The 23,156-nt window shown below is 65.7% G+C and carries 16 protein-coding genes; 7 read left to right on the top strand and 9 right to left on the bottom strand.

Going from position 1 to position 23,156, the window contains the following annotated elements; all coding sequences use genetic code 11:
• Window positions 1-11: 11 nt before the first annotated feature.
• From IB225_RS01115 to IB225_RS01100, 4 genes are read left to right on the top strand one after another with little or no spacing between them, the layout of a single operon-like run.
• Complete coding sequence (locus IB225_RS01115) at window positions 12-1,364, top strand: UDP-glucose/GDP-mannose dehydrogenase family protein (RefSeq protein WP_192308939.1); 1,353 nt, start codon at window positions 12-14, stop codon at window positions 1,362-1,364.
• Window positions 1,354-1,590 (top strand): SlyX family protein, encoded by a 237-nt coding sequence (locus IB225_RS01110; RefSeq protein WP_345776556.1) that lies wholly within the window; start codon window positions 1,354-1,356, stop codon window positions 1,588-1,590. Before IB225_RS01115 ends, IB225_RS01110 begins: the two co-directional genes overlap by 11 nt.
• A 36-nt stretch (window positions 1,591-1,626) precedes the next feature.
• Entirely contained in the window at window positions 1,627-2,256 is a 630-nt protein-coding gene (locus IB225_RS01105; RefSeq protein WP_192308935.1) for a DUF2058 family protein, read from the top strand.
• Window positions 2,253-2,972, top strand: coding sequence for an alpha/beta hydrolase (locus tag IB225_RS01100; RefSeq protein ID WP_192308933.1), 720 nt, complete (start codon window positions 2,253-2,255; stop codon window positions 2,970-2,972). The genes IB225_RS01105 and IB225_RS01100 overlap by 4 nt, the downstream gene beginning before the upstream one ends.
• On the opposite strand, the gene IB225_RS01095 is transcribed toward IB225_RS01100, so the two are convergent.
• The 5 genes from IB225_RS01095 to IB225_RS01075 all read right to left on the bottom strand — a co-directional run bounded on the left by IB225_RS01095 (window position 2,969) and on the right by IB225_RS01075 (window position 10,311).
• Complete coding sequence (locus IB225_RS01095; protein ID WP_192310808.1) at window positions 2,969-4,150, bottom strand: MFS transporter; 1,182 nt, start codon at window positions 4,148-4,150, stop codon at window positions 2,969-2,971. The genes IB225_RS01100 and IB225_RS01095 overlap by 4 nt on opposite strands.
• A 39-nt stretch (window positions 4,151-4,189) precedes the next feature.
• Complete coding sequence (locus IB225_RS01090) at window positions 4,190-5,545, bottom strand: amidohydrolase family protein (RefSeq protein ID WP_192308931.1); 1,356 nt, start codon at window positions 5,543-5,545, stop codon at window positions 4,190-4,192.
• Window positions 5,546-5,615: 70 nt separating this feature from the next.
• Window positions 5,616-8,297 carry a methionine synthase gene (gene metH / locus IB225_RS01085; protein WP_192310807.1) on the bottom strand — a complete coding sequence of 894 codons (2,682 nt, stop codon included), beginning with the start codon at window positions 8,295-8,297 and terminating at the stop codon, window positions 5,616-5,618.
• Between the two features lie 2 nt (window positions 8,298-8,299).
• Window positions 8,300-9,385, bottom strand: a complete 1,086-nt coding sequence (locus IB225_RS01080; RefSeq protein ID WP_192308929.1) for a homocysteine S-methyltransferase family protein — start codon at window positions 9,383-9,385, stop codon at window positions 8,300-8,302.
• On the bottom strand, window positions 9,382-10,311 hold the full coding sequence (locus IB225_RS01075) for a metalloregulator ArsR/SmtB family transcription factor (RefSeq protein WP_192308927.1): 930 nt from the start codon (window positions 10,309-10,311) through the stop codon (window positions 9,382-9,384). Before IB225_RS01075 ends, IB225_RS01080 begins: the two co-directional genes overlap by 4 nt.
• Window positions 10,312-10,437: 126 nt before the next feature.
• Between IB225_RS01075 and IB225_RS01070 the strand changes: the two genes are divergently transcribed.
• Both IB225_RS01070 and IB225_RS01065 read left to right on the top strand, forming a co-directional pair.
• Complete coding sequence (locus IB225_RS01070) at window positions 10,438-11,586, top strand: acyl-CoA dehydrogenase family protein (protein ID WP_192308924.1); 1,149 nt, start codon at window positions 10,438-10,440, stop codon at window positions 11,584-11,586.
• A gap of 162 nt (window positions 11,587-11,748) precedes the next feature.
• Window positions 11,749-13,623: a DUF885 domain-containing protein gene (locus tag IB225_RS01065; protein ID WP_192308922.1), complete on the top strand. Its 1,875-nt coding sequence runs from the start codon at window positions 11,749-11,751 to the stop codon at window positions 13,621-13,623.
• A 60-nt stretch (window positions 13,624-13,683) separates the two neighbouring features.
• Here IB225_RS01065 and IB225_RS01060 read toward each other — a convergent pair whose 3' ends face one another.
• Window positions 13,684-14,589, bottom strand: coding sequence for an SDR family oxidoreductase (locus IB225_RS01060; protein ID WP_192308920.1), 906 nt, complete (start codon window positions 14,587-14,589; stop codon window positions 13,684-13,686).
• 127 nt (window positions 14,590-14,716) lie between these two features.
• Between IB225_RS01060 and IB225_RS01055 the strand changes: the two genes are divergently transcribed.
• A complete protein-coding gene (locus tag IB225_RS01055) occupies window positions 14,717-15,100 on the top strand; it encodes a helix-turn-helix domain-containing protein (protein WP_192308918.1) in 384 nt (127 codons plus the stop codon).
• A gap of 199 nt (window positions 15,101-15,299) precedes the next feature.
• On the opposite strand, the gene IB225_RS01050 is transcribed toward IB225_RS01055, so the two are convergent.
• The 3 genes from IB225_RS01050 to IB225_RS01040 all read right to left on the bottom strand — a co-directional run bounded on the left by IB225_RS01050 (window position 15,300) and on the right by IB225_RS01040 (window position 23,149).
• Window positions 15,300-18,485: an efflux RND transporter permease subunit gene (locus tag IB225_RS01050; protein WP_192308916.1), complete on the bottom strand. Its 3,186-nt coding sequence runs from the start codon at window positions 18,483-18,485 to the stop codon at window positions 15,300-15,302.
• Window positions 18,486-18,497: 12 nt separating this feature from the next.
• Window positions 18,498-19,643, bottom strand: coding sequence for an efflux RND transporter periplasmic adaptor subunit (locus IB225_RS01045; RefSeq protein ID WP_225583163.1), 1,146 nt, complete (start codon window positions 19,641-19,643; stop codon window positions 18,498-18,500).
• Window positions 19,644-19,984: 341 nt separating this feature from the next.
• Entirely contained in the window at window positions 19,985-23,149 is a 3,165-nt protein-coding gene (locus IB225_RS01040; protein ID WP_192308911.1) for an efflux RND transporter permease subunit, read from the bottom strand.
• Window positions 23,150-23,156 lie beyond the last annotated feature (7 nt).

Genomic DNA, 23,156 nt, shown 5'->3' with positions numbered 1-23,156 from the left:
GAAACTCCCGAATGCGTGTAGCGATTTTCGGTACCGGCTACGTCGGTCTCGTTACTGGTACCTGTCTGGCCGAAGTTGGCCATGACGTGATGTGCATCGACATCGACCCGGCCAAGGTCGATGGTCTGAACAACGGCATCGTGCCCATCTACGAGCCTGGCCTGTCTCCGATGGTGAAGGCCAACCATGCGGCTGGCCGCCTGCGTTTCACGACCGATGCCGCGCAGGCGATCGCCCACGGCGAGATCATCTTCATCGCGGTAGGCACGCCGCCCGATGAGGACGGCAGCGCCGACCTCCAGTACGTACTGGCGGTGGCGCGCACGATCGGACGCAATCTCCAGCGTCCCTGCACGGTGGTCAACAAATCCACCGTGCCGGTCGGTACCGCAGACAAGGTGCGCGCCGCCATCGAGGCGGAACTGGCCACGCGCGGCGCGGATGTCGCCTTCGACGTGGTGTCCAATCCCGAATTCCTGAAGGAGGGCGATGCGGTCAACGACTGCATGCGCCCGGACCGCATCGTGGTCGGCGCCTCGAGCCCGCAGGCGGTGGAGAAACTCCGTCGGTTGTACGCACCGTTCAACCGCAACCACGAGCGTATCGTGGTGATGGACGTGCGTTCGGCGGAGCTGACCAAGTACGCGGCCAACGCGATGCTGGCCGCGAAGATCAGCTTCATGAACGAGATCGCGAACATCGCCGAGCGCGTAGGCGCGGACGTGGAGCATGTGCGCCAGGGCATCGGCTCGGATCCGCGCATCGGCTGGCATTTCATCTATCCCGGCGCCGGCTACGGCGGGTCCTGCTTCCCGAAGGACGTGCAGGCGCTGGCGCGCACCGCGCAGCAGTACGGCTATACGCCGGAGTTGCTGCAGGCGGTGGAATCCGTCAACGAGCGGCAGAAGGGCCATCTGTTCGAACTTATCCAGCGCCACTACGACCGTGGCGAGGATGAAGGTGTGCGCGGCAAGACGTTCGCCGTGTGGGGCCTGTCCTTCAAGCCCAACACCGATGACATGCGCGAGGCGAGCAGCCGCCGGCTGCTGGCCGAACTGTGGGAAGCGGGTGCCCGCGTGCAGGCCTACGACCCCGAAGCCCGCGAGGAGGCTGCGCGCATCTTCGGCGAGCGCGACGATCTGGTGCTGTGCGATGACGCACGCAGCGCGATCGAGGGTGCCGATGCGCTGGTGGTGGTTACCGAGTGGAAGCAGTTCCGCAGCCCGGATTTCAGCCGTCTGCAGGAAACGCTGGGTGACGCCGTGATCTTTGACGGCCGCAATCTGTATGAGCCCGGCGACGTCGAAGCTGCCGGGCTGGCCTATTACGGCATCGGGCGCGGGAGGTCCGTGCGTGCAGGCTGATCTGCCCTTGCCCGGTGATGCGCTGGAACGCCGCCTGGTCGAACTGGAGACCCGACTGGCGTTCCAGGAGCATTCGCTCAACGAGTTGAGCGAGGCCCTGGCCGATGCGCGCGAGGAAAACCAGCGCACCGCGTTGCTGCTGCGCCATATGGTCGAGGAGTTGAGCAAGGTGCGCACTTCGCTGTTCGACGATCCCGCCAGCGAACCGCCCCCGCCGCATTATTGATACGCTTGGGGGACAGCAGTCCCCCTTGAAAGACCGATGACCGATTCACTCCGAGACCAGCTCCTGGGCCTGGGCTTCAAGCCTGCACCCAAGCCCGAGCGCAAACCCGAACGTCGTCCCGATCCGCGCCGCGATGCCCACAAGCCGGCGGGCAAGGGCGGCGCACACCCGAAGCCGGGGCAGGGCGGGAAGCCGCGCCCGCCGCAGGGCAACGCAAAGCCGAAGCCCAAGCGCAGCCAGGAAGACATCGACCTGGCCAAGGCCTATGCGATCCGCGCCCAGCGCGAGAAGGACGAGCGCATCGAGGCCGAGCGCGTGAAGCAGGAAGAGGCGCGCGTGCGTCGCGAGGCCAAGGCAAAGCTCGATGCCTTCCTCAAAGACAAGGCGCTCAACGATGCCGATGCGGATGTCGCGCGGCACTTCCCCTACGGCGGCAAGATCAAGCGCATCTACGTCAATGCGGAACAGCTGAAAGCCCTGAATGCGGGCGAGCTGGGCGTGGTGCAGCAGAACGGCCGCTACCTGCTGGTGACGTCGGCCGTACTCGCCGAAGCGGAGTCCATCTTCCCCCAGGCTGTCGCGCTGAAAGTCGATCCGGACGCACCGGCCGCAGACGATCCCTACGCCGACCCCCAGTACCAGGTGCCTGACGACCTGGTGTGGTGACGACGTCCGCCCGGCCACGGCTCTGCCTGTTGCCGGGCCTGGACGGCACCGGGCGTCTCTACGCCCCATTGGAAGATGCGTTGTCGGCCGATGCCGACATCGAGGTACTGGCTTACGACAGCACGCGGTTCCACGACTACCCGGCGCTTGCCGATGCGCTCGCGCCTGCGCTTGAACGGCATCGCGATGTGGTGCTGGTAACGGAATCCTTCGCGGGGCCGCTGGGTGTCTTGCTCGCCCATCGTTATCCCGAACGCATTCGTGCGCTGGTGATGGCGGCGAGCTTCGTCCGTCCTCCCTTGCCGCTGAGCGGAGCTGCGGCCGCGCTGCTGCAGCGGCTGCCCGCCGTCGCTCCCCCCTTGTTCGCACTAGAACACCTGCTTGCTGGCAGCGGACTGCCGCCGCCCTTGCGCGCCGAGTTCGAAGCGATCGTGGCCACCCTGCCGTTCCAGGTGATGCGCCAGCGCGCGCTGGCCGCGCTGCGTGTGGACGTCACCCGCGAACTGGCCTCGCTGCAGATGCCGCTGCTGTATCTGCAGGCCAGGCGGGACAGGCTTGTCTGGCCGCGAGCGGGTCGTGAAGTCCTGCGATGGGCACGCACCGCGCACCACGCGGTGGTCGATGCGCCGCATTTCCTTTTCCAGATGGCGCCCATCCCTGCCGCGACCGAGATCCGTCGTTTGCTGGACCGCTTGCATGGAGACGCACGTCCTTAGGCGGGTGTCGGACTCCTCACCAGCCACCGCCATACGATGAAGGCGGCTGCCAGCGCGATCACGGAGGAACAGAGGAAGGCGGCTTCACCGCCGACGCGCCACAGCTGGCCTGCGAGCAGCGCGCCACAGACGCCGCCGACACCCGAAGACAGGCCGTAGAAGACGCCTTGCCCGTGGCCGTTCATCCGTCCCGGGAAGAAGCGCACCAGCAACTGCATGGCCGCCGCGAAGAAAGCGCCGAAGTTCAGCGCGTGCGTCAGCTGCGCGATCACCATGACCGGGGTGTTGTCGGGGAACAGCGCGGTGACCAGCCAGCGCAGCGACGCGCTGAGCAACGCCACCATCAGTACCCGGCTGGCGTCCCAACGACGGAAGATACGACTGGACAGGAAGAACACGCCGATCTCCGCCAGCACGCCGACCGTCCACAGCACGCCCTGCGTCGCGGTCGGATAGCCGTGCTCGGACAGGTAGATCGAAAAGAACGTGTAGAACGGACCGAACGAGATCTGGGTGAGGAACGCAGCGACGAAGAAGGCGATCACCTGCGGTTGCCGCAGCCGCGCGCGGAAGCCTCCGTCGGCTTCCTGCGCCGGTACGCTCGGGTCGTGGGCGTAGCGATTGGCCAGCGCCGAACCCAGCACGCCCACCAGAACGGGCAGCATCAGCCAGGGCAGGGCGCCAACGCCGAAGCGCCGCTCGTCGATCAGCCAGCCGAAGGAAGCGACGACGACAATGAAGCCGATCGAGCCCCACACGCGGATCAGGCCGTAACGGTCACTGCGTGCACCGAGGTGCGACATCGTGATTGATTCGAACTGCGGCATCACCGCGTTGTAGGTGAAGCAGAAACCCAGCATCACCGCGAACAGTCCCGCGTGTTCCAGCGGCAGCAGGAAGAACGCGAAACACCCCATGGCCAGCGCACACCCCGCATGCAGCCAGCGGATGGGGCGCGCGGAGCGCGCGGCCAGGGTCGTCCAGAGGCTGGGCGACACGATGCGCGTGGCATACCACAGGCTCATCAGCACGCTGATGGCGGCCACGCCGAGGCCGCGCGACTCGAGATACAGGCTCCAGTACGGCGTGAACGCGCCGAGCACCGCGTAGTAGAAGAAGTAGAAGCTGGACAGGCGTGCTGCCGGATACGGAGCCGCTGCGGGAGAGGCGGGATTCATGTCATCGACCGCGGGGCGGCTCACGTTCCGGCGTATCGATCATGGCGCGTGCGCATCGTCCGAAGGACCATCCGACACCTGCCGACCGGCCTGCCAGACCGCGTGGATGCGACGCGTGTTGAGGATGTCCTGCAGCGGATCGGCATCCAGCACCAGCAGGTCGGCCCGCTTGCCCGTCGCAACGAGGCCACGATCGTCGAGACCCTGCAGGCGAGCGGCGTCCGAGGTGGCGACCGCCAGCGCCTGTGCCGGCGTGAAGCCGGCCATCGTCATCAGTTCGAGTTCGCGATGTTCGGCGAAACCGATCACGCGTTGCGGCATCGCGCCGGCGTCGGTACCGAAGCCGATGCTGACGCCAGCCTCGTGCAGTGTGCGCAGGTTGCGCAGGTTCGTCTCCACCGCCTTGCGTGCGCCGGGGATGTTGGCGCCGGCCAGTTGCTGCGACTGCCAATCCGGATCGCTCCACCGCGCCGCGACCGCTGCCGGCAACGCGTTGCGCAGGAACGGTGTCGCAAGCCATGCGGGATTCTCCGCGTACAGGTAATTGGCTTCGTCGATGCTCACGGTCGGGATATACCAGACGCCCTCGTCTTTCATCGCCTTGGCCAACGCCGGCGAGACGGCCTCGTCGCGGATGCCGTGGGCGATGATGTCCACGCCGGCGTCCACCAGGTCGGCCGCCTGGGCATGGTCGTGGATGTGCGCCGCCACCCGCAGGTCGACGCGGTGCGCTTCGTCGATGGCGGCGCGGTAGATCGCCGGTGCCATCATCGGGAAACGACCGTCCAGGTCATCGACCCAGAGTTTGATCAGGTCCACCCCTGAGTCCTTCTGAGAGCGCACCGCCGCACGTGCTTGATCGGGGGTGGCGGGACGGGCGACTGGATCATTGGCCAGCCCCATGATCTGTGCCGGCGGCGCACCGGCCACCGCGCCGATACCCGCGCCGGCGCCATAAAGCTGCGCACCCAGCGTGGCATCGTTAGAGATTTCGTCGCGGATAGCCGTGAATGCCTCGCCATTCATGCCCAGCGACGTCACCGTCGTCACGCCGTAGCGCTGGAACTGGCGAAGATCCCGCACGACGTTGTCGCGCGTGTAGAAACGATCGCCGTGCTCGAGCCCCTCGGTATTGCCGACGTGCGAGTGGTTGCTGACAAGGCCGGGCAGCACGTGCTTGCCCGTGTAATCGATGCGGCGCGCATCACGCCACTTCGGATCGCCCGCGTCGCCGACGTGGGCGATGCGTCCGCCTTCCACGACGATGTCGACGACGCCGAGGTCTTCACGGCCATCGAAGACCCTGGCGTTCTGCAGGACCACCGTATCGACGGCCAGTGCGGAGAAGGAAGAGAGGGCGATGGCAAGACCCGGCAGGATCGTTCGGCAGCGCATGGCGACTCCAGGGGTGGGGGACGGTCAGCTTAGCCCCCGTGCCATGACGCTGCCATCCTGCAAACGTCGGTTACTCGGGGTCGTAATCCAGGTTCGACGCGAGCCAGCGTTCCACCTGCGCCAGTTCCACGCCCTTGCGCTTGGCGTAGTCCGCCGCCTGCTCCTTCGACACACGGCCAACGACGAAGTACTGGCTCTGCGGATGGCTGAAGTAATAGCCCGACACCGCGGCGGTCGGCAGCATCGCGAAGCTCTCCGTCAGCGACATGTCGGCATTGCGGCCGGCATCCAGCAGGCGGAACAGCGTGCCTTTCTCGCTGTGCTCCGGGCAGGCGGGATAGCCGGGCGCAGGACGGACACCGACATACTGCTCGGCGATCAGGTCTTCGTTGTCCAGCGACTCGTCCGCCACATAGCCCCAGAACTCCTTGCGTACGCGCTGGTGCAGGCGCTCGGCCAGCGCCTCGGCGAGGCGGTCTGCCAGGGCCTTCAGCAGGATCGCGTTGTAGTCGTCGTGGTCGGCCTCGAAGCGCGCGACGTGCGCGTCGATGCCGATGCCCGCCGTGACCGCGAACATGCCGATCCAGTCCTGCTTGCCGGACGCCTTCGGCGCGATGAAGTCGGCCAGGCAGAAGTCGGGGCGCTCGACCGGCTTGTCGACCTGCTGGCGCAGGAAGTGCAGGCGTTCGCTGCGACCGTCGACCTGAAGTTCAACATCGTCGCCGATGCTGTTGGCGGGCCACAGGCCGAACACCGCCTTCGCGGTGAGCCATTTCTGGTCGACGATCTTTGCCAGCATGGCGCGTGCGTCGCGATACAGCTCACTGGCCTGCGGGCCGACCACGTCGTCGGTCAGGATCGCAGGGTACTTGCCGAACAGCTCCCACGCGTTGAAGAACGGCGTCCAGTCGATGCAGTCGACCAGTTCCGCCAGCGGGTAGTCGTCGAACACGTGCAGTCCGGGCTGGTTCGGTGCAGGCGGCACGTAGGTATCCCAGCCTCCCTCGAACTTTTGTCCGCGCGCTTTCTCCAGCGAAACCAGACGCTTGGCGTCGCCGCGATTCTTGTGGCGTTCGCGGATCTCCGCGTAGTCGGCATCGTTTGCCGCGACGAACGCATCGCGCATGTCGCGCGAGATCAGCGACTGGGCGACACCCACGGCGCGCGACGCGTCCTTCACCCAGACGGTCGGTGCGGTGTAGTGGGGGTCGATCTTCAGCGCCGTGTGCGCGCGCGACGTGGTGGCGCCGCCGATCAGCAGCGGCATCTCGAAGCCTTGGCGCTGCATCTCGCGGGCGACGTGGGTCATTTCCTCCAGCGACGGCGTGATCAGGCCCGACAGGCCGATCAGGTCGGCGTTCTCGGCACGGGCGGTATCGAGGATCTTCTGCGTGGGCACCATGACGCCCAGGTCGACGACGTCAAAGTTGTTGCAGGCCAGCACCACGCCGACGATGTTCTTGCCGATGTCGTGCACGTCGCCCTTGACGGTCGCCATGACGATCTTGCCGTTCGACTTGCCCACGTCGCCGGTCCGGAGCTTCTCCGCTTCGATGAAGGGCAGCAGATAGGCCACGGCCTTCTTCATCACCCGCGCGGACTTGACCACCTGCGGCAGGAACATCTTGCCGGCACCGAACAGGTCGCCGACCACGTTCATGCCGTCCATCAGCGGACCCTCGATCACGTCCAGCGGACGCGTGGCCTGCTGGCGGGCTTCCTCGGTGTCCTGGTCGACGAAGGCATCGATGCCATGCACCAGTGCGTGTGCCAGACGCTCGCTTACCGGCTTCTCGCGCCAGGCGAGGTTCTCGACCGGGGCTTCGCCTTTCTTGCCCTTGTAGCGGTCGGCGATCTCCAGCAGTCGTTCGGTGGCATCCTTGCGACGGTTGAGGACGACGTCCTCCACGCGCTCGCGCAGGTCGGCATCCAGGTCGTCATAGACCGGCAGGCCGCCCGCGTTGACGATGCCCATGTCCATGCCGGCCTGGATGGCGTGGTACAGGAAGACGGAGTGGATCGCGGCGCGCACGGGCTCGTTGCCGCGGAACGAGAACGACACGTTCGAGACGCCGCCGGAGACATGGCAGTGCGGCAGCGTCTGCTTGATGATGCGGGTCGCCTCGATGAAGTCGACGGCATAGTTGTCGTGCTCCTCGATGCCGGTCGCCACCGCGAAGATGTTGGGGTCGAAGATGATGTCTTCCGGCGGGAAGCCGACCTCTTCGGTCAGGATGCGGTACGCGCGCGTGCAGATCTCGACCTTGCGCGCGCAGGTATCCGCCTGGCCCGTCTCGTCGAACGCCATGACCACCGCTGCCGCGCCATAGCGCAGCACCTTGCGGGCATGGTCGATGAAGGCTTCCTCGCCTTCCTTCAGCGAAATCGAGTTGACCACGCCTTTGCCCTGCAGGCATTTCAGACCGGCCTCGATCACGCTCCACTTCGAGGAGTCGACCATCACCGGGATGCGGGCGATGTCGGGCTCGGACGCGATCAGGTTGAGGAAGCGGTGCATCGCCTTCTCGGAATCGATCAGGCCCTCGTCCATGTTGACGTCGAGGATCTGCGCGCCGTTGGCGACCTGCTGGCGGGCGACCTCGACAGCTTCCTCGTAGCGCTCTTCCTTGATCAGCTTGCGGAACTGCGCGCTGCCGGTGACGTTGGTGCGCTCGCCGACGTTGACGAACAGCAGGTCGGGCGTGAGGACCAGCGGCTCCAGGCCGGACAGGCGCGTATGGCGGGAAGCGATGGTCACGCGGCCTGCTCCAGCTGCACGGGCAGGCGGCGCGGCGGCAGGTTGGCCACGGCTTCGGCAATAGCCTTGATGTGCGCCGGCGTGGTGCCGCAGCAACCGCCGACCAGGTTCAGCAGCCCGGACTGGGCGAATTCCTTCAGCGTGGCCGCCATTTCCTCGGGCGTCTCGTCGTACTCGCCGAACGCGTTGGGCAGGCCCGCGTTGGGATGCGCACTGACATAGGCATCGGCGACGGTGGCCAGCGTGTCGACATGTTCACGCAGGTCCTTCGCGCCGAGTGCGCAGTTCAAGCCAACCGACAAGGGCCGGCTGTGCGCGACGGAGGTGTAGAACGCCTCGGCTGTCTGGCCCGACAGCGTGCGGCCGGAGGCATCGGTGATGGTGCCCGAGATCATGATGGGCAGGCGCGCACCGCGCGCGTCGAACACTTCCTCGATCGCGTACAGCGCGGCTTTCGCATTGAGCGTGTCGAAGATGGTCTCCACCATCAGCGTGTCCGCGCCGCCGTCGATCAGGCCTTCGATGGCCTCCCGGTACGTGGTGCGCAGTTCGTCGAAGCTGGTATTGCGGTAGCCCGGATCGTTGACGTCGGGACTAATCGACGCGGTGCGGCTGGTCGGTCCCAGCACGCCGATGACGAAGCGCGGCTTGTCCGGCGTACGCGCTTCGGCGAGGTCGCAGCAGTCACGCGCGACGCGGGCGCCGGCCTTGTTGAGCTCGTAGACGAGATGCTCCAGGTGATAGTCGGCCTGACTGACCGAGGTGGCGTTGAAGGTGTTGGTCTCGATCAGGTCGGCGCCCGCGTCGAGATAGGCCGTATGCACGCCGGCGATGACCTCGGGCTTCGTCAGCAGCAACAGGTCGTTGTTGCCCTTCAGGTCGTGGTCGCAACCGGGGCCATGCGTGTGCGCATGCTCGGCATCGCAGCCATCGGCGAACCGCGTGCCGCGATAGTCGGCTTCCTGCAGCCCGTGCTTCTGGATCATCGTGCCCATGGCGCCGTCGATGATCAGGATCCGCTGCTTCAACGCGTCGAGCAGCAGGGTGGAGCGCGCGGGGTTCAGCCAAGGTAGAGTCTTCATCGCTTGATGGCCGTGAGCGAAAGCACTTCGAAATGGGGCGGGCGCCGCTCGCGGGTAACGGTTTCGGCGTTGGCGATCTCCAGCCCGGCCTTCTCGGCGAACTTGCGCAGTTCCTTTTCCGAGAAACCCAGGTTGACGTGGCTGTAGGCTTCGACGACGGCCTTGTGTTCGTGCTTGCCGAGGCTGCTGAGCAGCAGGCGGCCACCCCGGCGCAGCACCCGCGCGGCTTCCGCGACCGCCTGGCCGGGCTTGGCCGAGTAGGTAAGGGCGTGCATCAGCACGACCAGGTCGAAGCTGCCGTCCTTGAACGGCAGGGCATGCATATCGCCCTCACGTACTTCCACGTTCGGGAAGCGGCGCAGGCGTTCGCCGGCGGCGGCCACGACGCGCGTGCTGGTATCGATGCAGACGTAGCGCTTCGAATGCGGCGACAACAGCTCCGCGAGCACGCCGTCACCGGAGGCGATGTCCAGGACGTCGCCAGTCTCCAGCAGGGGCAGGGCGGTGCGGGCCAGTGCTTCCCACGTGCGTCCGGGCGAGTAATGCCGCTCCATGTCGCCGGCCACGCTGTCTGCCCAGTTCTGGTCCGCCGCGCGATTGGCCAGTACACCATTGATGCGTTCGGCGTCCTGGCGCAACAGCGGGTCGTCGCTGCCATCGCGCAGGCTGCGCCACAACTCGCGCTGCACCGTGTCCAGGTTGTCTTCGTCGAAGCGGTAGTAGGCCGACACCCCGGCGCGGCGATCGCGCACCAGGCCGGCTTCCTTCAGCTTGGCCAGGTGGGTCGACACCCGCGGCTGGGCCAGCTGGGTGATCGCCGACAGCTCGGCGACCGTCAGTTCCTCGCGCGCCAGCAGCGCCAGCAGGCGCACGCGGGTGGCGTCGGCGAACACTTTCAGCCGGGTCGACCAGGCCTCCAGATCCATGAATATCTTCCTATCGCGATATAGAGATATTTTGAAGACTCGACCCCGCCACGGTCAACCCACGGCATACGCCCGCGGATGGTCGCGGGTTACAATTGGTATCTAACACGTCAGTCGAGGGTACCCGTGGATTTCGCATTCACCGAAGAGCAGTTGATGATCCAGGACGTCGCGCGCCGGATCGCCCAGGAAAAGATCGGCCCCAGCGCCGAACACCACGACCGGACCGGCGAATTCCCGCTGGACAACATCCGCCTGCTCGGCGAGAACGGCCTGATGGGCATCGAGGTGCCGGCCGAATACGGCGGCGCGGGCATGGACCCGATCGCCTACGTGCTGGCGATGATCGAGATCGCCGCTGCGGACGCCGCGCATTCCACCATCGTGTCGGTGAACAACTCGCTGTTCTGCAACGGCATCCTGAAGTTCGGCACCGAGGACCAGAAGCAGCTCTACGTGCGTGCCATCGCCGAAGGCCGCGAGATCGGTGCGTTCGCGCTGACCGAGCCGCAGTCCGGCTCCGACGCCACCGCGATGCGTTGCCGCGCCGTGAAGCAGGCCGACGGCAGCTTCGTCATCAACGGCAAGAAGAGCTGGATTACCTCCGGTCCGGTGGCGAAGTACATCGTGCTGTTCGCGATGAGCGAACCCGACAAGGGCGCGCGCGGCATCACCGCCTTCATGATCGACACCGAGAAGGCCGGCTTCCACCGCGGCAAGACCGAGCCGAAGTTGGGCATCCGCGCGTCGGCAACGTGCGAGATCGAGTTCACCGATTACGTGGCGCCCGCCGGGGACGTGCTGGGCAGCGAAGGCGAAGGCTTCAAGATCGCGATGAGCGTGCTGGACGCCGGTCGCATCGGCATCGCTTCGCAGGCGATCGGCATCGCCCGTGCCGCCTACGAGGCCACGATCGCTTACGTGAAGGAGCGCAAGGCCTTCGGTGCGCCCATCGGCACGTTCCAGATGACCCAGGCCAAGATCGCCGACATGAAGTGCAAGCTGGACGCAGCCACGCTGTTGACGCTGCGTGCCGCATGGGTGAAGGGCCAGGACCAGCGCTTCAGCAATGAGGCCGCCATCGCCAAGCTCACCGCCTCCGAGGCCGCCATGTGGATCACCCACCAGGCACTGCAGATCCATGGCGGCATGGGCTACTCGAAGGAAATGCCGATCGAGCGTTACTTCCGCGACGCCAAGATCACCGAGATCTACGAGGGCACCAGCGAGATCCAGCGCCTGGTCATCGCCCGCAACGAAACCGGCCTGCGCTGAGGCGTGGTGCGGACATGAGGCGCCGTCCTTCGGGACGGCGCCTTTTCCTTGTCCGGCGTCCGGGTTCCGCCCCCATCTTTGGTCATGGGACGGGCGCGGGACCGCTCCGTTAGAGTGGCCTGATGCGGGGGTCCGTCCCCCGTTTTCCTCCTGGAGACCCCGATGCGCAAAACCCTGATCGTCTGTGCCCTCACGCTGGCCCTGGCCGCCTGCGACAAAGGCAATGCCCCGGCCGCCGGCACCGCTGCCGATACGGCCACCCCGGCGGCGTCCGCCACCGACATCGCCGCCGAGAGCAAGCGGCTGAACGAGTGGTTCGAGAAGAAGTACGAGGAGCAACTGAAGTTCAGCCCGATCCAGCTGACCTTCCAGGGCCGCAAGGACCTGTACGACCAGGTCGACGACATGTCCGAGCAGGCCTCGCGCGACCAGGTCGCGTGGCAGAAGGCCAGCGTCGAGGAAATGGAGAAGTCCTTCGACTACGCCAAGCTCGATGACGAAACCAAGTTCTCCTACGACCTGTGGAAACTGCAGTACGAGAACGCACGCGACGGCCTGCCGTTCATGCAGGACGGCTACGCGTTCGACCAGATGAACGGTGCCCAGGGCTTCTGGCCGACCTTCCTGATCAGCTTCCACAAGGTCGACGAAGAAGCCGACTACACCGCCTACATCGCCCGTCTGAAGGCCACGCAGCGTGCGTTCGACCAGCTGCTGGTGCGCGCCCGCGCTTCCGCGGCGCAGGGGATCCGTCCGCCGAAGTTCGCCTATGAGGGCGTGATCGACCAGGCGAAGAAGGTCGTGGCCGGCGCACCCTTCTCCGCCGGCGCCGATTCGGCGATCTGGGCCGACGCGCAGGCCAAGGCCGACGGGCTGGTCAAGGCCGGCAAGATCGACGCCGCCCGCGCCACCGCGCTGAAGGATGAAGCGCGCAAGGCGCTGCTGGAGCAGTTCAAGCCGGCCTACGACGGCGTGATCGCGTGGAGCGAGGAAGAGCTGCCGAAGGCGGCCGTCAACGCCACCGGCGTTGGCACCACGCATCCGAACGGCAAGGCGTACTACGAGTATCAGCTGCGCCAGATGACCACCACCGGCATGACCGCCGATGAGATTCATGCGCTCGGCCTGAAGGAAGTCGAGCGCCTCCGGGGCGAGATGACCGCGCTGAAGGACAAGGTCGGCTTCAAGGGCGACCTGGATGCGTTCTTCGCTTTCATCGACACCGACAAGCAGTTCAAGTACCCCAACACCGACGCCGGCCGCCAGGCCTATATCGACGACGCCACCCGCGCCATCGACAACATCAAGAAGGTGCTGCCGGAGTACTTCGGCTTGCTGCCGAAGGCCGACCTGGTGGTCAAGCGCGTGGAGCCGTTCCGCGAGCAGGACGGCGCCGCCCAGCATTACTACCCGGGTACGCCGGACGGTTCGCGTCCGGGCGTGTACTACGCGCATCTGTCCGACATGAACGCCATGCCGAAGACCGAGCTTGAGGTGATCGCGTACCACGAGGGCCTGCCGGGCCACCACATGCAGATCTCCATCGCGCAGGAGCTGACCGGCGTGCCGAAGTTCCGCACGCAGTACGGCGTCACCGCCTATGCGGAAGGCTGGGGTCTGTATTCCGAGTGGCTGGCCAAGGAAATGCCGGGCACCTACCAGGATCCGTATTCGGAATACGGTCGACTGAGCTCGGAAATGTGGCGCGCCATCCGCCTGGTGGTCGACACGGGCCTGCATGCCAAGGGCTGGACCGAGCAGCAGGCCGTCGAGTACTTCGATGACAACAGCGCCGTGCCGCGTGCGGCGATCGAGTCCGAGATCAAGCGCTACCTGATCATGCCGGGCCAGGCCACGGCCTACAAGATCGGCATGATCAAGATCCAGGAGCTGCGCAAGAAGGCCGAAACCGAGCTGGGTGCCAAGTTCGACATCAAGGGCTTCCATGACACCGTGCTCGGCGGTGGCGCACTGCCGCTGAACCTGCTGGAGCGTCGCGTGGACCAGTGGATCGCAAAGGAAAAAGCCAAGGCCTGATTCTCGGCCGCTGGCGATGCCAAGAACCCCGGCCTTGTGCCGGGGTTCTTGTTTCCGGCGTCAGTGCGCCTTGGTCAGCAAATCGACGTTCGCCTGCAGCCAGGCGTCGAGCGTCGTCGGCGACTGCCCGGTCAGGCGTGCGTAGTCGTCGGTAACAGCGCCCAGGTCGCCGGCTGCCGTCGCCGCATCGAACGAAGCGAACACGTCGGCCAGCACCGGCGGAAAACCGTGAGCCGTCAGGCCACCGATCAGTTGTTCCTGGGTGATGTCGAGGACGGCAAGCGGTTTGCCGGTGAGAGCGGACACGCGGCTGGCGACGTCGCGCGCGGACCAGGCCTGTTCGCCAGTCAGCGTGAGGACCTGGTTTTCATTGCTATCGGATGCCAGCGCCGCGGCCGCAGCGCGGGCGAGATCATCACGCGCGATATAGGCGATGCGACCTTCTCCTGCGGCGGTCGCCCATTCGCCGGACGTCAGCGCCCCCGGCACGGAATAGGCGAGGTTCTCGAAGTACCAGGCGTTGCGCAGGATGGTCCAGCCGAGGGTCGACGCCGACAGCGCCTGCTCGGTGCCCCAATGATCCGGCGCGAACGACACATGCGATGTGTCGGCGGACGGCAATGAGGTGTAAACGACGTGCTTCACGCCAGCGTCCACCGCGGCCTGCACCGCGGCGCGATGTTGCGTCAGTCGCTTGCCGGGCTCCATCAGCGCATCGGTGCTGACCAGCAGCAGACGATCGGCGCCGGCGAACGCGGCAACCAGCGAGTCGGGCTGGTCGAAGTCCGCGGCGCGCACGGTCACGCCACGCGCTGCCAGGTCGGCAAGCCCGTCGGGCGAGCGGGTGGTGACGATGAGGCGTTCGGCCGGGACCTTCAGCGTGTCGAGCAGGTGGCGGACGACCGCGCCACCGAGCTGCCCGGAGGCACCCGTGACCAGCAGGGTGGGAGAGGAGGGGGTGCTCATGGAAACTCCTGGTTTGGTAACGGAAAGGACATTGGTTACCCTATGGTAGTAATGGCTTCCGCAGGAACAAGCAGGGAGCGCGAAGTAACCCGGTTACCGCAGGGTAACCATGCCCCGGATGTCGACCATGACGCTGCACCGTCAATCCCTGATCCTGACCGAGAACTGCCCCATCCGCGACGTCCTGGACCGGCTCGGCGACCGCTGGACCGTGCTGGTGCTGCACGAGTTGGCCGGGGGCACGCTGCGTTTTACCGAAGTGCGCAAGCGCATCACGGATATCTCGCCGCGGATGCTGGCACAGACGCTACGCAGGCTGGAGCAGGACGGGCTGGTGCGACGCGAGGTGTTCCCGACGGTGCCACCACGCGTGGATTACGCGCTGACGGCTCTGGGGGCGTCCTTCTTCGAGCGCATCGAAATGCTCGCGCAATGGGCGTCCGATCACCATGACGAAGTGCGCGCCGCACGCCAGGCCTACATCGCACCGGCGGCCAACGCGCCGCTTTGAGCGGTTTGCTGCGTGTAAGAAAGCTTCAGCCTTGACGCCGTTCGGCCGTGAAGCTTCGTGACCGAAGCCCCTCCTGAAGGACGCAGTCGGCTTCGGGCGGATCTCATGGCGTTGGAACAGGGGCAGGGGTGGAAAGGCTTACGTCGAGACAAAAAAGAAACCCCGGCAGCGCCGGGGTTTCTTCGGTTCAAGCTGCGCGTCAGTGGCCGGTGACCGGCTCCGGCGGCAGTCCATCACTGCCGTCGTGCTGAGGCGCGTTCTCTCGGTCGCGATCATGCGCATGGTCGCGAGCCAGGTACAGATAGAACGCCGGCAGCACGAACAGCGTGAACAGCGTACCGATGGTCATGCCCGAGGCGATCACCACGCCCATCGAGAAGCGCGAAGCCGCACCCGGACCGCTGGCGATCAGCAGCGGGACCATCGCGAACACCAGCGCAGCCGTGGTCATCAGTACCGGACGCAGGCGGATCGCCGCCGCTTCCTCGATCGCTTCGCGCTTGGACAGGCCACGCTCGATCTGCAGCTTGTTGGCGAACTCCACGATCAGAATGCCGTGCTTGGAGATCACGCCGACCAGTGTCACCAGGCCGACCTGGGTGTAGATGTTGATGCTCATGCCGGGGAAGGCTTCGATCTGCATCATGCCCAGGACGCCGCTGAGAATCGCCAGCACGTTGACCGTCAGCAACGCACCGCTGATCGCCATTGGCACGGTCAACAGCATGATCGTCGCATCGCGGAAGCTCTCGAACTGCGCAGCCAACACCAGGAAGATGACGATCAGGGCCAGCGCCAGCGTCACCAGCATCGCTGCGCCTTCCTGCTTGAACTGGCGTGACTCACCGGCATAGTCCACCGAGTATCCCTGCGGCAGGACGTCCTTGGCCGCCTGGTCGAGGATCGCCAGTGCCTCGCCCTTGGTGACGCCGGGACGCGGTGCGAACGTGATCGACACGGCGTTCAACTGCTGGAAGCGCTTGAGCGACTGTGGCTGCGCACTTTCCTTCAGTGTCACCAGCGTCGACAACGGGATCAGCTCGCCATCGCGGGTACGCGTGTAGTAGTTCTCCAGGTCGCTGGCGTTGAGGCGGTCGCTGCGCTGCACCTGTGGGATCACCAGGTACGAACGGTTCTGCATGGCGAAGCGGTTGGTGTAGCCGCCGGACAGCATCGCCGCCATGTCGGCCGCCAGGGTGCGCATGTCGATACCCAGCGTTGCGGCCTTCTCGCGGTCGATGTTGACCTCGATGCGCGGTTTGTCGATCTTCAGGTCCTTGTCCAGGAAGATGAAGCGCTTGCTCTCCATCGCCTTCATCAGGATCTGGTCGGCCAGCTCGGCGAGCTGGCTCAGCTCGCCGACGCCGCCGATGACGAACTCGCCACCGCCACCGTCGCCGCCCGCGCTGGGCAGCGAGGGAGGTACCAGCGCGAAGATGTTCAGGCCGCTCACCTGGCTCATCTTCGGTTGCAGCTCCTGCTGCAACACGGCGTTGGTCGAGCGATCACGCTCGCTCCACGGCTTCAGCACGAAACCCGCCATCGCGCTGGGGCTGGCGCCACCGCCGCTGCCACCGAAGCCACCGTTGAACAGGAAGTAGTCCTGCACTTCCGGCACGCCCTTGGCGATCGAGGTGACTTCTTCCGTGTAGCGCTCCACGTAGTCGAGCGTGGAGTAGGGGTCCGCACTGGCGACAGAGAAGATGAAGCCTTCGTCTTCCAGCGGCGCCGGTTCCTTGGGGGCCGTCATGTACAGGAAGGCGCACGAGACCAGCACCAGGATGCCGAACACGCCGACGACCGACTTGGTCTCCATCGTGCCGTGCAGCCGGCGCTGATAGCCGGCATTGAGCTTTTCGAAACGCTCGTCCAGCCACTTCTCCATCTTGCCCTTGCCGCCTTCGTGGTGCGGCCTGAGGATCTTGGCGCACATCATCGGCGTCAGCGTCAGCGCGATCACGCCCGACAGCAGCACCGAACCGGCCAGCGTGAAGGCGAACTCGGTGAACAGCACGCCGGTCATGCCGCCCTGGAAGCCGATGGGCAGATAGACGGCCACCAGCGTGGTCGTCATCGCCACGACCGGCCAGGCCAGTTCGCGCGCGCCCTTGATCGCCGCGTCGTACGGCGACATGCCCTCTTCGATGTGGCGGTGGATGTTCTCCAGCACGATGATGGCGTCGTCGACCACGATGCCGATCGCCAGCACCATCGCCAGCAGGGTCAGCAGGTTGATGGTGAAGCCCATCAGCAGCATCAGGAACAGCGCGCCGACCAGCGACAACGGCACTGTCACCGCCGGAATCAGCACGCTGCGCAGCGAGCCCAGGAACAGGAAGATCACCACGATCACGATGATCACGGCTTCCACGATGGTGCTGACCACCTCGTCGATCGCGTCTTGGATCTGCTCGGTGCTGTCGTAGGGAATGGTCGCCTTGATGCCTTCCGGCAGCTGCGGAACGATCTCGCCGTCCCACAGTGCACGCACGTTCTTGATCACGTCCAGCGAGTTCGCATCCGGGGATACGAAGATGCCCATGAACGTGGCGGCCTCGCCGTTGATGCGGACCGAAGTGCCGTAGCTTTCCGAACCCAGTTGTACGTCCGCGACGTCGCCGAGCCGGACGATGGCGCCGTTCTGCTCGCGGATGATCAGCTGCCGGAACTCGTCGGCATTGCGCAGGTCCGTGCGTGCCGTCATGTCGATGGCGACCATCTGGCCCTTGGTCGAGCCCACCGCCGCCAGCACGTTGTTCGACGACAGCGCCGTCGACACGTCGCTGGCCGTGACCTGCAGGGCGGTCATGCGGTCCGGCTTCAACCACACGCGCATCGCGAACGTGCCGGCACCGAGGATGTCGGCACGCTGCACGCCGGACACGGTCACCAGCTTGGGCTGTACCACGCGGGTCAGGTAGTCGGTGATCTGGTTGTTGTCGAGCGTCTCGCTGGCGAACGACACATACATCGCCGCGATCTGCTGCCCCTGCTGCAGGTCGATCACCGGATCTTCCGATTCCGGCGGCAGCTGGCCGCGCATCTTGTTGACCTTGGCCGCGATCTGGGTGAGCGCTTCGTTCGGGTCCTGGTCAAGCCGGATGTAGGCCTGGATGACGCTGACGCCGGCGGAGCTGGTCGAGCTGAGATACTCGATGCCTTCCGCGCTGGCGACTTCACGCTCCAGTGGCGTGGTGATGAAGCCCTGGATCAGATCGGCGTCCGCACCGTAGTACGTGGTGCTGATATTGATGACGGCATTGCGCAGTTCCGGGTACTGGCGCACGTTCAATTCGGTGAACGAGCGCAGGCCGAACAGCAGGATGAAGAGGCTGACGACGATCGCCAGCACCGGTTTGTTGATGAAGATGTCGGTGAATTTCATGCCGGCGCTCCGTCAACGGTTTTCGGGCTTGGGCTGGGCCTCGGTCACCGGCTGCACCTTGTTGTTGACCGTCACTTCGGCATCGTTGCGCAGCTTCAGCAGGCCGCTGGTGGCCACGCGCTCGCCGGGCTTGAGGCCTTCGGTGACCGCGATCAGGTCGCCACGGGTGGCGCCGGTCTTGACGAAGCGCTGGCGCACGATCAGCTTCTTGCCGGTCAGCGCGTTGCCCTGCATATCCTTCTCGCCTTCGGCGCGCTGCACTTCCTGGATCACATACACCGCGTTGCCGTACGGGTTGAAACTGATCGCCGTCTGCGGCACGACCACGACCTTGCGCGCGTCGCCGGTGTCGAATCCGACATGGGCAAAAGCGCCGGGGCGCAGGTTGTACTCGCCGTTGTCCAGCGTGGCCTGCACCTTGAAATTGCGGGTGGCCGGATCGACCTGCGGCTCCACCGCGGTGACCTCGCCTTCGAACACCTGACCGGGCAGGGCGTCGACGGTGGCGCGGATCTTCGCGCCGGGCAGGACCTGTCCCACGCGCTGCTCGGGCAGCGTGAAGTCGAGGTAGATCGGGTCCAGCGCCTGCAGGCTGACGATGGCATCGCCCGGGTTGAGGTACTGGCCCAGGTTGACCTTGCGGATGCCCAGCACGCCGTCGAACGGCGCGCGGATCGTCTTCTGGGCGATCAGGGCGCGCTGCGCTTCCGCCTGTGCGAGCGTCGTGGCGGCCTGCGTCGTGCGCTCTTCGGCTTCCGCCTGCGACACCAGCTTGTCGCGCGCCAGCGCCTGCCAGCGGTCGCGTTGCACCGCGGCCAGCTTGGCCGACGCATCCAGCGCCTTCAACACGGCCAGCTCATTGGCGGTGTTGAGCTGGGCGAGCACGGTGCCGGCCTTGACCGGCTTGCCGACGTCGATCGACAGGCTGCGCACGACGCCGCCGGCTTCGGTGGTGACGTCGGTGCCATTGATGGCGGTGAACGTACCGACGGCCTGCTGTGCGTCGATCCACTCCTCCTGCTTGGCGGTCCAGTCCGTCACCGCGGCAGCGGGCTGCGGCATGGTGTCGAAGAAATCGTTCATGCCCTTGCTCATGATCGCCTTGACGGCGAACACACCACCGAAGATCACGGCGACCGCGATCAGCATGAGGATCATGCGCTTGGTGGTGGAGGGCGTTTTCCGTGCGTGAGGGTCTTTCCGTGTCATGGTCGGGGTGTCTTCGATGCGGGGGAGTCGGGAGAGCGACGAGCGGGCGGGGGCAGGCTCGACACCATGTCGCAAAGGATTATCACGGTTTGAGACACAGGCTAGAAGTGCGAACCGGCCCTTGCATGCCGGCGGAATCGGTGAGCACATGCCGGCCTCAGCGTGGCCGCGCGCCCTTGGACCTTGCGAAACGATTGTTACGCTTCTGGCGCAGCCCGCTGCGCACCGCCTCAAACGAAAACAGCCCCGGCGTTGGCCGGGGCTGTCGGGGAACATCCGCTTCAATGCGATCAGCGCGACGCGGGATTCTCCTGTTCCAGCAGGTATTCCTTGGACGGCTCGTCCATCTTGTCGCCCAGCAGGCGGCGGACCGCCACGAAGAACACCGGGATCAGCAGCAGGCCCAGGAAGGTGGCGAACACCATGCCGCCGATCACGCCGGTGCCGATCGCATGGCGGGCGTTGGCACCCGCACCGCTCGAGATCGCCATCGGCAGCACGCCCATGATGAAGGCGAACGAGGTCATCAGGATCGGGCGGAAGCGCAGGTGCGAGGCCGTGATGACCGCGTCGCGCAGGGTCTTGCCCTGCTTGCGCTCCATCACGGCGAACTCGACGATCAGGATCGCGTTCTTCGCGGCCAGGCCGATGATGGTGATCAGGCCGATCTTGAAGAATAGGTCGTTCGACAGGCCGCGCATCATGGTGAAGGCCAGTGCGCCCAGGGCGCCCAGGGGCACCACCAGCAGCACCGCCACCGGGATCGACCAGCTCTCGTACAACGCGGCCAGGCAGAGGAACACCACCACGATCGACAGCACCATCAGCAGCGTGGCGCTGTTGCCGGCCAGGATTTCCTGGTACGACATGCCACTCCAGTCGTAACCGAAGCCCTGCGGCAGCTGGTCGGTGACGATGTTCTCCATGGTCGTCATGGCCTGGCCGGACGAACTGCCCGGCGCGGCGGAGCCGTTGATGTTGACCGCCGAGTAGCCGTTGTAGCGCGACAGCGACGGCGGCACCGAGGCCCACGACGACTGCACGACGTTGGACAGCGGAATCATCGCGCGGCCGCCGCTGGCGTCGGTCTGCTGGCTGCTGGGCGAGTAGATGCGTGCCAGCGAGTCGGCGCCCGTGCGGTAGGGCGCGTCGGCACGCATGTTCACGCGCTTGATGCGGCCTTCATAGAAGAAGTCGTTGACGTACACCGGTGCCAGCATCAGCTGGATGCCGTTGTAGATGTCGCTGAGCGACATGCCCATGGCCTGCGATTGCACGCGGTCCACGTGCAGCTGCAGCTGCGGTGCGTTTTCCAGCGTGTTGGGACGCACGGCCATCAGGCTCTTGTCCTGCGCCGCCGCGCCGAGCAACTGGTTGCGCGCCGCCATCAGGGCCTCTTCGCCCAGGCCGGCACGATCCTGCAGCCACATGTCGAAACCGCCGAACTGACCAAGGCCCTGGATGGTCGGCAGGTTCACCACGAAGATCTGCGCACCCTTGATGCCGTACAGGCGCTGGTTGGCCTGCTGGATGAACTCCGGCACGGTGACATCGCGCTCGTCCCAGTGCTTCAGGCGGATGAAGGCCATGCCGACGTTTTCGCCCTGGCCGAGGAAGCTGAAGCCGGAGATTTCCATGACGCTGTCGAAGCCGTCCATCTGCTGCAGCGTGCCGCGGATCTGGGTGAACACCTGCTTGGTCTTCTGCAACGAGTTGCCCGGCGGCAGCTGCACGATGGCCAGCGCATACCCCTGGTCTTCTTCGGGCACGAAGCTGCTGGGCAGCTTGGTGAACATGAAGCCGGCCAGCACCGTCAGCAGCGCGAACACGATCATCCAGCGCGGTGCGTGCTTGATGGCCGCACCGATGTGGCCGACGTAGGTCTTCTCGATCTTGCCGTAGTACTTTTCGAACGTACGGAAGACGATGTTCTTCTTCTCGTGGCTGTCGTGCTCGTGCTGCTTCAGGAACGTCGCGCAGAGTGCCGGGGTGAAGCCCAGTGCCAGGAACGCCGAGAACGCCATCGAGATGGCGATGGTCAGTGCGAACTGCTTGTAGATTTCGCCCGAGGCGCCGCCCTGCAACGCGGACGGGATGAACACCGCCGCCAGCACCACGGTGATCGCGATGACGGCGCCGGTGATCTGGCCCATCGCCTTGATGGTCGCCTCGCGCGGCGGCAGTTTCTCTTCCGCCATGATGCGCTCGACGTTCTCGATCACCACGATGGCGTCGTCGACCACGATGCCGATGGCCAGCACCAGCGCGAACATCGTCAGCTGGTTGATGGTGAAGCCGATCAGGCTCAGGCCCCAGAACGTGCCCAGCAGGGCCACGGGAATGACCAGCGTCGGGATGATGGTGGCGCGGAAGTTCTGCAGGAACACCAGCATCACCAGGAACACCAGGATCACCGCCTCGATCAGCGTCTTGACGACTTCCTCGATCGAGATCTTGACGAAGGTGGTGGTGTCGTACGGCGAGAACCAGCTGACGCCCGGCGGGAAGCTGGGCTGCAGTTCGTCCATCTTGGCGCGCACGGCCTCGGCCACGTTCAACGCGTTGGCGCCCGGCAACAGCTGGATGGCGAAGGCGCCGACGGGCTTGCCGTTGAACTGGGTGTCGAAGCCGAAGTTCTGCGCGCCGAACTCGACGCGCGCGACGTCCTTCAGGCGCACGGTCGAACCGTCGCTGTTGGCGCGCAGGATGATCTGCTCGAACTGCTCGGGCGAGGTGAAGCGACCCTCCGCCGATACGGTGGCGGTGAACGCCTGTCCTTCAGGCGCAGGGTCGGAGCCGACCGAGCCGGCGGCGAACTGCACGTTCTGGCCGCGCACCGCGGTCAGGACTTCGGTGGCCGACAGGTTGTAGCCCTGCAGTTTGCCCGGGTCCAGCCACAGGTTCATGGCGTACTCGGAACCGAAGTGCTGGGTGCTGCCGACGCCCGGCACGCGCGAGATCTGGTCCAGCACGCGCGAGGCGACGATGTCGTTGAGGCGGTTGCGGTCGATGCTCGGGTTGTCGGACTGCAGGCCCACCACCATCAGGAAGCCGGCGTTGGCCTTGGCCACCACCACGCCCTGCGCGGTGACTTCACTGGGCAGGCGTGGCGTCGCCAGCGATACCTTGTTCTGCACCTGCACCTGGGCGATGTCCGCATCGGTGCCGGTTTCGAACGTCAGCGTGATCGACGCGCGGCCGGACGAACTGGAGCTGGAGCTGAAGTACAGCAGGTTGTCGATACCGGTGAGCTGCTGCTCGATGACCTGGGTGACCGAGCGCTCGGTGGTTTCGGCAGAAGCGCCGGGGTAGGTCGCACTGACCGTCACCTGCGGCGGCGCGATGGAGGGATAGGACTCCACGCCGAGGTTGAGGATCGCGATCACGCCGGCCAGCGAGATCAGGATCGACACGACCCAGGCGAAGATCGGGTGGTTGATGAAGAACTTGGGCATGGGGGCG

The sequence above is a fragment of the Pseudoxanthomonas sp. PXM02 genome (assembly GCF_014851805.1).
GTDB lineage: Bacteria > Pseudomonadota > Gammaproteobacteria > Xanthomonadales > Xanthomonadaceae > Pseudoxanthomonas_A.
The sequence above is the reverse complement of the archived record's forward strand: the minus strand, read 5'-3'. Positions and strand labels throughout refer to the sequence as shown.

Coding starts and splice junctions, on each gene's coding strand:
- IB225_RS01075 (WP_192308927.1), bottom strand. CDS start 10,311: ATGGATCTGGAGGCCTGGTCGACCCGGCTGAAAGTGTTCGCCGACGCC.
- IB225_RS01065 (WP_192308922.1), top strand. CDS start 11,749: ATGCGCAAAACCCTGATCGTCTGTGCCCTCACGCTGGCCCTGGCCGCC.
- IB225_RS01060 (WP_192308920.1), bottom strand. CDS start 14,589: ATGAGCACCCCCTCCTCTCCCACCCTGCTGGTCACGGGTGCCTCCGGG.
- IB225_RS01050 (WP_192308916.1), bottom strand. CDS start 18,485: ATGAAATTCACCGACATCTTCATCAACAAACCGGTGCTGGCGATCGTC.
- IB225_RS01055 (WP_192308918.1), top strand. CDS start 14,717: ATGACGCTGCACCGTCAATCCCTGATCCTGACCGAGAACTGCCCCATC.
- IB225_RS01090 (WP_192308931.1), bottom strand. CDS start 5,545: ATGCGCTGCCGAACGATCCTGCCGGGTCTTGCCATCGCCCTCTCTTCC.
- IB225_RS01105 (WP_192308935.1), top strand. CDS start 1,627: ATGACCGATTCACTCCGAGACCAGCTCCTGGGCCTGGGCTTCAAGCCT.
- IB225_RS01040 (WP_192308911.1), bottom strand. CDS start 23,149: ATGCCCAAGTTCTTCATCAACCACCCGATCTTCGCCTGGGTCGTGTCG.
- IB225_RS01095 (WP_192310808.1), bottom strand. CDS start 4,150: ATGAATCCCGCCTCTCCCGCAGCGGCTCCGTATCCGGCAGCACGCCTG.
- IB225_RS01045 (WP_225583163.1), bottom strand. CDS start 19,643: ATGATCCTCATGCTGATCGCGGTCGCCGTGATCTTCGGTGGTGTGTTC.
- IB225_RS01115 (WP_192308939.1), top strand. CDS start 12: ATGCGTGTAGCGATTTTCGGTACCGGCTACGTCGGTCTCGTTACTGGT.
- IB225_RS01080 (WP_192308929.1), bottom strand. CDS start 9,385: ATGAAGACTCTACCTTGGCTGAACCCCGCGCGCTCCACCCTGCTGCTC.